Annotated in this window: 8 protein-coding genes and 1 tRNA gene; 4 read left to right on the top strand and 5 right to left on the bottom strand. The window is 58.6% G+C overall.

What is annotated here, in order from left to right:
- Positions 1 to 288: 288 nt before the first annotated feature.
- A complete protein-coding gene (locus tag NW838_RS03665) occupies positions 289 to 1,056 on the bottom strand; it encodes a PspA/IM30 family protein (protein WP_414358372.1) in 768 nt (255 codons plus the stop codon).
- A gap of 285 nt (positions 1,057 to 1,341) precedes the next feature.
- Between NW838_RS03665 and NW838_RS03660 the strand changes: the two genes are divergently transcribed.
- Entirely contained in the window at positions 1,342 to 2,283 is a 942-nt protein-coding gene (locus NW838_RS03660; protein WP_011432096.1) for a phosphoribulokinase, read from the top strand.
- A gap of 110 nt (positions 2,284 to 2,393) precedes the next feature.
- On the opposite strand, the gene NW838_RS03655 is transcribed toward NW838_RS03660, so the two are convergent.
- From NW838_RS03655 to NW838_RS03640, 4 genes are all read right to left on the bottom strand, one after another.
- Positions 2,394 to 2,465: transfer RNA gene (locus NW838_RS03655), tRNA-Val, on the bottom strand.
- Between the two features lie 115 nt (positions 2,466 to 2,580).
- Positions 2,581 to 2,895, bottom strand: coding sequence for an antibiotic biosynthesis monooxygenase family protein (locus tag NW838_RS03650; protein WP_414344235.1), 315 nt, complete (start codon positions 2,893 to 2,895; stop codon positions 2,581 to 2,583).
- A 3-nt stretch (positions 2,896 to 2,898) separates the two neighbouring features.
- On the bottom strand, positions 2,899 to 3,645 hold the full coding sequence (locus NW838_RS03645) for a phosphoadenylyl-sulfate reductase (protein WP_011432094.1): 747 nt from the start codon (positions 3,643 to 3,645) through the stop codon (positions 2,899 to 2,901).
- A 76-nt stretch (positions 3,646 to 3,721) separates the two neighbouring features.
- A complete protein-coding gene (locus NW838_RS03640; protein ID WP_414344230.1) occupies positions 3,722 to 4,651 on the bottom strand; it encodes a metallophosphoesterase family protein in 930 nt (309 codons plus the stop codon).
- A gap of 359 nt (positions 4,652 to 5,010) precedes the next feature.
- Here NW838_RS03640 and NW838_RS03635 point away from each other — a divergent pair, with 359 nt between their 5' ends.
- From NW838_RS03635 to NW838_RS03625, 3 genes are all read left to right on the top strand, one after another.
- On the top strand, positions 5,011 to 5,178 hold the full coding sequence (locus NW838_RS03635) for a hypothetical protein (RefSeq protein ID WP_083757636.1): 168 nt from the start codon (positions 5,011 to 5,013) through the stop codon (positions 5,176 to 5,178).
- Positions 5,179 to 5,273: 95 nt separating this feature from the next.
- The gene (recJ, locus tag NW838_RS03630; RefSeq protein WP_414427512.1) at positions 5,274 to 7,523 is read left to right on the top strand and encodes a single-stranded-DNA-specific exonuclease RecJ; all 2,250 of its coding nucleotides are present in this window, start codon (positions 5,274 to 5,276) and stop codon (positions 7,521 to 7,523) included.
- A gap of 122 nt (positions 7,524 to 7,645) precedes the next feature.
- Positions 7,646 to 8,304: AAA family ATPase (locus NW838_RS03625; RefSeq protein WP_414427511.1), on the top strand; the 659-nt coding region annotated here is incomplete at its 3' end.

Below are 8,304 nucleotides of genomic sequence, written 5' to 3'. Positions count from 1 at the left end.
ATTATACATTATTTTCAGTATAGTTGAGCTTATTATTGACTAGAGTCATGCTCTCACAAAACCGTAGGCAAACTAACCTCAGCCCTGCCGGAAGCAGGCTATGACCCTTTCGCAGGTTGATTACCCTCTGGGGATCCCTGCCACTCGAGGTGGAACGCTTTACTGACAGACTTTGCCCTGCTGGTCGGCAGAAGGGCTGTCAGAGTTCTTGTTGGTTAGCTTACCACCCCCCGGCCCAAACTCAGCCCGGCAAGCCTTGAGAGTCGGAGGAGAGCGACATTCCGCCTGTTAGAGCTGGTCAATCTCCTTGCGCAAATTTTCCAACTCCAGATCGACCTCGCTCTCACCTGCGGTGGAAGGTCGGCCTGAGGACTTCGCCTCCCCAGAGGGCAACTGACCCTGAATCGACGCCTTGAGCATCAGCAGCTCATGATCCACATCCGAGCCACCCGCCTCCAAAGCGGCAAACTGGTTTTCCAAATTGTCTACCGCCAGCTCGGCTACTGCCGCCGACTGGGCCTCCAGGGAGTTCACCTTCTCCTCCATACGCTCAAAAGCAGCAAAGGCGCTTGTGGCGTCCACCCGCCCGATAACCTGATTGATTTGCTGGGAAGCCTTGGCGGCGCGGGCGCGAGCGATGAGCATGTCCTTTTTGGTCTTGGCCTCAGCGATCTTGCTCTCCAGCTTGGTCATGTTGGACTTCAGGATCTCCACCTGCTTAGTCTGCTCATCCAACTGCCGCTTCAGGCTTTGGGCAGTCTCGGCAAAGGTTTTCTTGCGCACCAGCGCTTCCCGAGCCAAAGCTTCGTTGTTGTTGCGCAGGGCCAACTCGGCGCGTCTTTGCCACTCATCAACACTCTGCTGTGCTTGCTCATACTGCCGCTCTATCCGCTTCTGGGCAGCAATGGCCTGGGCAACCGCTTGCCGCATCTGGTAGTGATCCTCAGACATGTCCTGAATGGTCTGGTTCAGGATTTTCTCCGGATCCTCGGCGCTGCTGACCAGCGCATTGATATTGGATCTAATGATTCGGCTGACCCGATCGAACAATCCCATCGGTTGCTTCCCCCTCTAGCGGTCTGACCTAATCCTACCCTTGCTGCTTTGATGCCTTCCAGTGCTTCTACTCCAGTATAGGGATCCATAGGGCTCCGCTGAAAAAAGCTGTAACGTTCTCTTGCCCCAATACCCTCCAGAGCCGATAATGCTTGCTTAACTTCGTTTGCTGACCGACAATCCCTGTTCTCTGATCGGGGCCATCCGCAGGTCGAAACGAAGTTGAGTTTGGCCGGTGTTGTTGGGAGTTCTCCGCCCCAGGTTCACGATTCAGGAGAGGGATCCGTGGCTCAGCGCCCGATTATTCTGGGTATTGTTGGCGATAGTGCTGCTGGGAAGACCACCCTTACCCGCGGCATTGCCCAAGTCTTGGGGGAAGAAAACGTCACTGTCATCTGCACCGACGACTACCACCGCTACGACCGCAAACAACGCGCTGAACTGGGGATTACAGCCCTCCATCCCGACTGCAACTACCTGGATATCGTTCAGCAGCACCTGACGCTCCTGCGCACCGGCCAGCCGATCCTAAAGCCCGTCTACAACCACAGCACCGGCACCTTTGACCCGCCAGAGTATGTCAAGCCCAACAAATACGTGATTGTCGAAGGGCTGCTGGGCTACTTTACCCGTGGTATGCGGGATAGCTACGATGTCAAGGTTTATTTGGCCCCTCCCGAACATCTACGCGCCCTCTGGAAGATTAAGCGGGACACCCGCAAGCGCGGATATACCGAAGAGCAAGTGCGAGAAGAGCTCAAAAAGCGCGAACCCGACTCAGAGGCTTTTATTCGTCCACAGCGCCAATGGGCCGATGTAGTGGTCACCTTTTACCCGCCCCAAGAGGGATCCGACCAAGACGAGGTATTGCTGAATGCACGCTTGGTGCTGCGCCCCACCATTCCTCACCCAGATTTTTGGCAAATCCTCAATGCCCGCGACAATCACCTTAGCTCTGCCATTCGTTTGGATTTGGATCGGGATATGGGCAAGCCCGTCGATGTTTTGCAGATTGATGCCCATGCTACGGCCAGCCAAGTGATCGAATTGGAGCGGATGCTCTGCAACGAAATCCCTTACCTGGGCAAGTTCTGTAGCTTAGAGGGAAACCCCAATATCGGCCAATTGATCGGCACCACCGGCGAGCTGCTCCAGAGCTATCCCCTGGCTTTGACTCAATTGCTGATCACCTACCACATGCTAAAAGCGGCCCATATCTACCAGTAGAATCCGTGGCGGTGAGGGATCCCCAGTTTCGCAAGACCTGCAGGGTAAGGCTCGGCCCAGCACGGTAACCCGCTCCCAGAGCAGAGTCTTGTGAGCTTCTGTCAAGGACATGGGCTGTGCTGGAATTGAACCAGCGGCTCCCACCGTGTCAAGGTGGTACTCTACCACTGAGTTAACAGCCCCTACGAGCGATGCCGCTGTGCATCTGCCTGAAGGCCGGAAACAAATAATATCACATCTTAACCTGTCCCATTGGGGTCAACCTAGGTGGAGAGTGGACAGGTGCCCTATTTCAAATCAAAAAGGGGATCCGGTCAGCAACTGGTAGTGCAACACCTGGGGTGGGCGAGCAAAGTAGGGCCCGATGAGGGCACGCCAGCGGACAAAGTTTTCCGATTGGCGAAAGTTGACCAGATGGGCCTCTAGGGATCCCCACTGAACGAGCAGTAGGTATTGCTGAGGGTGCTCCAGACAGCGCTGCAGTTGGTGCCCTTGGTAGCCGTCGGTCTGCTGCAAATAGATGAAAGCTTGAGCGATGGCGGCTTCAAAGGCGGCTTCAGAGCCGGGGGTAATTTCAAACTGAGCCACCTCAAGGATGGAGGAAGCAGTCATGGGTTAGGTATGCAGGCCGCATTCGGTTTTGCTTGTGCCCTTCCAGCGTCCAGAGCGGGGATCCGCCCCTGGCTCAACAGGCGCAGTGCAGTGGAGGCAGCCGATACTGGGGTAGTGGCGATCGTGCAGGGGGTTGTAAGGGATCCCGTGGTCAAGGATGTATTTCCAAACTTGGCCATTTGTCCAGTCAGCCAGCGGGTTGAGTTTGAGGCGGTTGCGCTTGCCGTCCCACTGCACCTTGCCGATATCGGCGCGGGTGGGGGATTGTTCCCGACGCATCCCTGTAATCCAAGTGGTGCAACCGGCCAGAGCACGATTCAAGGGCTCCACCTTGCGGATGTTGCAGCAGAGGTCGGGGTTAGAGCGATACAGTTCTGGCCCGTATTGAGCTGCTTGCTCTTCCGGGGTAAGCAAGGGCTTGAAGATCTGCAGTTGCAAGTGGGGGTAGCGCGCCAACACCTGCTCCCGCAGTTGTAGGGTTTCCGGGAAGTGAAAATCGGTGTCCAGAAAAAAAGCGCGAACACGGGGGTTAATCGCCGTGAGCAGATCGATCAGCACTAGGTCTTCCGGGCCAAAGCTACAGGCCAGCACCAGCCCATCTCCAAATTCTTCAACCGCCCAGGTGAGCAGGTCGCTTGCCGACAAAGGCTCAAACCGTTCGCTCAGGGACGCCACTTGAGGTTGATACTGCTCCCGCAGCGCTTGAGCCGCCAGCTCCCAGCGGCTAGAAGGAGAAAGGCTTGCTGTCATAGGGGGAAGACACCGAACTCGACGATTTTTGCTTTTTTTAATCTACACTAATTCGGTCAAGCTTTAGGGGTTTTGATTACCAGGCGGCAGCGGGCAGAGGGAGAGAGCGGGATCCCTTGGCCCGGAGAGGGATTTGTCCCCAGCGATCCCGTCGGATCCCCATTACCAAGCCGTGCCAGAGGGGGCTGGGATCCAATGCCGGCAACTTAACCCAGTGGTAGCGCAACACCCCTCGCCGTGGGTTCACCTCCAGCTCAAACACCCGCAGAGCCGAAACCGGCCCCACCAGAGGAGGTGCTGTCAGGTAGGGGATCCCATCGCGGACATACACCTTCGGCACATGCAGATGCCCACTCAACACCGCCACCACTCGCCCGTGGCGGGCCAGGAGAGCGTGTAGTGCCGAGGCTGGTTCGCTGAGGAGCCGGTACTTGCGAAACAAAACCGCGTCCATTTGGGTGGGAGCAATGAAGGGCGGCTGATGGATCAGCAGGATCAGCCATTCTTCCGGCACCGTTTGCAGATGTTCGTCCAGCCAGTGCAGTTGGGAGGGGCGGAGCACGCCCTGAGGCAAAGGGAAGCGTCCCAGGCTGGCGTCGAGGGCAATCAAGCGGATCCCGGGCAGAGGGGAAAGGCTGTAATCGACGTAACCGGTGGGAGCCGGGGACAGGGGAAATTGGCTTTGGCACCAACGGATAAACTGATCCCGGTTGAAGCGTCCCTTTCTCCCTAGGGTGTCGATATCGTGGTTGCCCAGGCTGAGGTAATAGGGCACCCGCAGTTGGGCAACAATCTCCTGGAAAGATTGAAAGCTCTCCGGATCCGCTTGATCCACCAAATCCCCGGTAAACACCACGAAGTGCAGATCGGGCACCTGGTTGAGATGGGCAACGGCTGCTTCCAACTGGCGGCGAGGGGAATCCGACATCCACCAACAGCGGCACCCTGTCTCGGGCATCAGGTGGACATCTGAGACTTGAGCAAAGCAAATGCGTTGGGTTGCCATTGTTTAGGTACTTATTCACACCTCACGCCCGCATCATAGTCAATGATGGGCTGGGGGGCTATGGGATTCTCTTAACCTCAGCCGGATCTGGCGAGCACCTATTGGGAACTGAGGACAGGTAGGGCTATGAAAGGGGCGCGCAGACCGGTCAAATCCATCTGAGAGGGTTTCCCGGGCTCTCACCCCCAGCCTCTGTTCCAAAGGGAGAGGGGAGTGTTGCCGTGATTTGGAATGGCTACAGACGCAAATGAGTCTGATTCTTGTTTCAGCATCGTTGCCGAGCAACCGCTAGGGTGTAGAGACGCGGATCTTCGACAAGAGGATCCCTAGGAAAAAACGAGAAAGAAGGAGAGAAAATCATGTCTGCCAGCACCCTTGTCCGTTGCGCCTGTGAACACTGCAACTGCAGCTTCGAGAGCAGCCAAGGCTATCGCTACGAAGGCCAACTCTACTGCAGCGAAGCCTGTGCCACCCACAATCACGAGCACCCCTCCGCTTGTTGTGTGGCTTCCCACTGCTGTCAATAAGCAGGTCACCAGGCCTTCTTGGGGATCCCAAGCTGCTTTTCTCCCCAGGCAGTTTTTGATAGGCTCCTAGGAACCTTTATCCCTGTCGAGCTTGCATGGAATACCGCTGGGAGCTGCTGCCCACTCCCCCCCAGTTCAATCCGCAACTGAGCCGGGAATACGGCAAGTATGCGGCCAAGGTGATGGCCCTGCGGGGTCTGCACACTTGGGAGCAAGCGCGGGCCTTCGCGGATCCCGAACACTATTCCCCCACACCGTCGGGATCCCTGCCAGATCTGGAGCGGGCGGTGGCACGGCTGCTACAGGCGCGGGAAAGGGGAGAGACCCTGTGCATTTGGGGGGACTTTGACTGCGATGGTGTCACCAGCACCAGTCTTCTGCTCTCGGCGTTACAACCCTTGGGCTTCCGAGTCCAGTTCACCATACCGCTGCGCAGTACCGAAGGGCACGGCCTCAACCCTCAACGGCTGCAGCAGGTGCTGGCCCAGGGCTGTCAAGTGATCCTGACGGTGGATTGCGGCATGGGCAATACCGCCGAAATTGCCATGGCCCAAGCCCAAGGGGTGGATGTGATCGTGACGGATCACCACATGCTGCCAGATCCCTTGCCCGCTGCCTATGCGGTGGTCAACCCCTTGCGATTGCCGGCTGAACATCCGCTGCGCTTCTTGCCGGGGGTGGGAGTGGCCTACAAGTTGGCGGAGGCGCTCTACCAAGCCCTAGGGATCCCTGGTGTCGAGCAGCACCTGGATTTGGTGGCGGTGGGAATTGTGGCCGATGTGGCGGTGTTGCAGCGGGAGTGCCGCTACTTGGTGCAGCGGGGCCTGCCGGTGCTGGCCAATACCCAGCGGCTGGGGCTGCGGGCCTTGTTGGATCAGGCCCAACCCAAGGGATCCGTGCTGCCAACAGCCCAAGATGTTGGCTTTCGCCTTGCTCCCAAGCTGAATGCAATTGGCCGTCTGGAAGATGCCAGCCTGGCGGTGGAGCTGCTGACCACCCCCGATCCAGAGCGCGCCCAGGCCCTGGTGCAGCACTTTGTCGCCCTCAATGAGGAGCGTAAGCACCTCACCCAGCAGGTGATCCAAGAGGCCAGCCAACAGGTGGAGAGCATGGATCTGGCCCGAGAAGGAGCCATTGTTTTGGCCGAAGCCGGCTGGAACCCAGGGGTTCTGGGGATCGCGGCGGCGCGCTTGGTGGAGCAGTACCACTGCCCAACGGTGTTGATCGCCAAAGACGAAGCAGCGGGACGGGGCTATGGGTCGGGCCGTTCCCTGCCGGGGGTGAACCTGGTGGAGGCCATCGAGGCTGTGCGCCCCCTGTTGCTGGGGGGAGGTGGACACCCTATGGCAGCCGGGATCCAAGTGGATCTCTCTTGCCTGGCCGCCGTACAACTGGCTTTGCGGCGGGAGCTGGCCGCGCGGGTCAGCCCAGATCACCAGGCTCGCACCTTAGCAGTGGAGATCGTCATCGATTGGGAGCTTCTGGCCTCTCAGGGCCGGGACGGGGTGGCAGAGCTGGATGAGGTGTATCGGCAGGTGCAGCTTCTGCAGCCCTTTGGGCACGGCAACCCCAACCCCGTCGTAGCCCTGATGAATGTTCGCTGCGGCAGCGTTAAGTTGGGGATTTCTCAGAATGGTCGCCACCTGAAGTTTGAGCTGGGATCCCGTACCCTGTGGTTTTGGCAAGCCGGAGAAGAGCTGGAGCGCTGGCAAAAATGCCAGGCTTTGGACATCGCCCTACAGTTGGAGGCGGATGACCGGGGCAGACAGCCTTGGCAGGGCAAAGTGCTGGCGGTGCGCCCTGCGGGAGAGTGGCAGGCACCCACCATTTCCGCCCCTCGCCTACAGATCCAAGATTCTCGGCAGAAACCCCTGCCGGATTCGCAGCAGGGGGCCATCTGTTACGACGGGCAGGAGGCCGAGAACTTTGTTCCACCACCCAAAGGGAAAGAGCTGGTACTGGCCCGCTGGCCCTGGCTACCGGCGGACTTGGCACAACTGCTGCAACAGGTACAGCCCCGAACCCTGATCCTGGCCGCTTCTGCCTCCCCCAGGGAGCAGATCCCCCAGCAGATTGCCCAACTGCAAGCGCTGTGGCAAGCAGGCCGACGGGATCCCGAGGATCTGGCTGCGGCAACCGGCTTTCCCCGGCAGTGGCTGGCGGAACTGGACAGTCCGGAGCAGATCCCCACGCTGCTGATGGGCCGCCTTCAGGAATCCCAAGCCTTTCACCGCTGGCTGGATGAGGCTAGCCCCACCCAGATTGCCCAACTGTGTCAGCGGCTAATGCAATCGGATCCCCTCTCAAGAGAGACAAGAGAGAAAAGAGAAAAGAACGGAGAGTAGTGAGAAGGGAGTATCCTCACTCCTCTCTCCTCACTTCGTTGCTCCCCACCGCTGACGCGATACTCTGGATCAAATGGCTCAACCTCATTTTTTCCAGCAACCAGAGCCCCTCAGAGTTTTCCGTGATCCCGGTTCGCCTAACCTTGCACAATTTTCTCTGTTATGCTCATGCCGTTTTGGATCTGCGCGGGATCCATACTGCCTGCATTTGTGGCCCCAATGGGGCAGGCAAGTCTGCCCTGCTCGATGCCCTCACCTGGGGCCTTTGGGGGCAAAGCCGGGCTAGCAATGACAGCGATCTCATCCGCAAGGGGGCCAGCGAAGCCTGGGTAGAGGTGATCTACCGCTCGCGAGGACAAACCTACCGCATCCTGCGCAGCCGTCATCTATCGGGCGAGGGATCCCTGGAGTGGCAAATTCAAACCGGAGAAACCGACGGCCAACCTCGCTGGCGCAGCCTAACCCGCCGCGGCATGCGCGCCACCCAACAGGCCATTCAAAGTCAGCTCAGCCTCGACTACGAGACCTTTATTCACTCCGCCTATCTGCGACAAGGACAAGCAGATGCCTTCACCCTGAAGCGTCCCGGCGAGCGCAAGCAGATCTTGGCCGACATGCTCAAGTTGGGGCAGTACGATTTGCTGGCCGACCGCTGCCGGGAACAGGCGCGCAGTGCCAAACTCAAAGCCGATCTGCTCCAAGAGCGCCTGCAGCAGCTCGACCAACAACAGGCCCACGTTGGCCAAATCCAAGCCGAGCTGGAGCGACTCCAACAACGGCA

The sequence above is a fragment of the Synechococcus sp. R55.2 genome, from assembly GCF_047462075.1.
In the GTDB taxonomy this organism is placed as follows: Bacteria; Cyanobacteriota; Cyanobacteriia; order Thermostichales; family Thermostichaceae; genus Thermostichus.
This window is presented reverse-complemented; position numbering and strand designations above follow the sequence as displayed.

What these genes read in the sequence shown, in the direction of transcription:
- NW838_RS03665 (WP_414358372.1), bottom strand. Translation starts at nt 1,056, where the DNA reads ATGGGATTGTTCGATCGGGTCAGCCGAATCATTAGATCCAATATCAAT.
- NW838_RS03650 (WP_414344235.1), bottom strand. Translation starts at nt 2,895, where the DNA reads ATGACTGCTTCCTCCATCCTTGAGGTGGCTCAGTTTGAAATTACCCCC.
- NW838_RS03645 (WP_011432094.1), bottom strand. Translation starts at nt 3,645, where the DNA reads ATGACAGCAAGCCTTTCTCCTTCTAGCCGCTGGGAGCTGGCGGCTCAA.
- NW838_RS03640 (WP_414344230.1), bottom strand. Translation starts at nt 4,651, where the DNA reads ATGGCAACCCAACGCATTTGCTTTGCTCAAGTCTCAGATGTCCACCTG.
- NW838_RS03635 (WP_083757636.1), top strand. Translation starts at nt 5,011, where the DNA reads ATGTCTGCCAGCACCCTTGTCCGTTGCGCCTGTGAACACTGCAACTGC.
- recJ (WP_414427512.1), top strand. Translation starts at nt 5,274, where the DNA reads ATGGAATACCGCTGGGAGCTGCTGCCCACTCCCCCCCAGTTCAATCCG.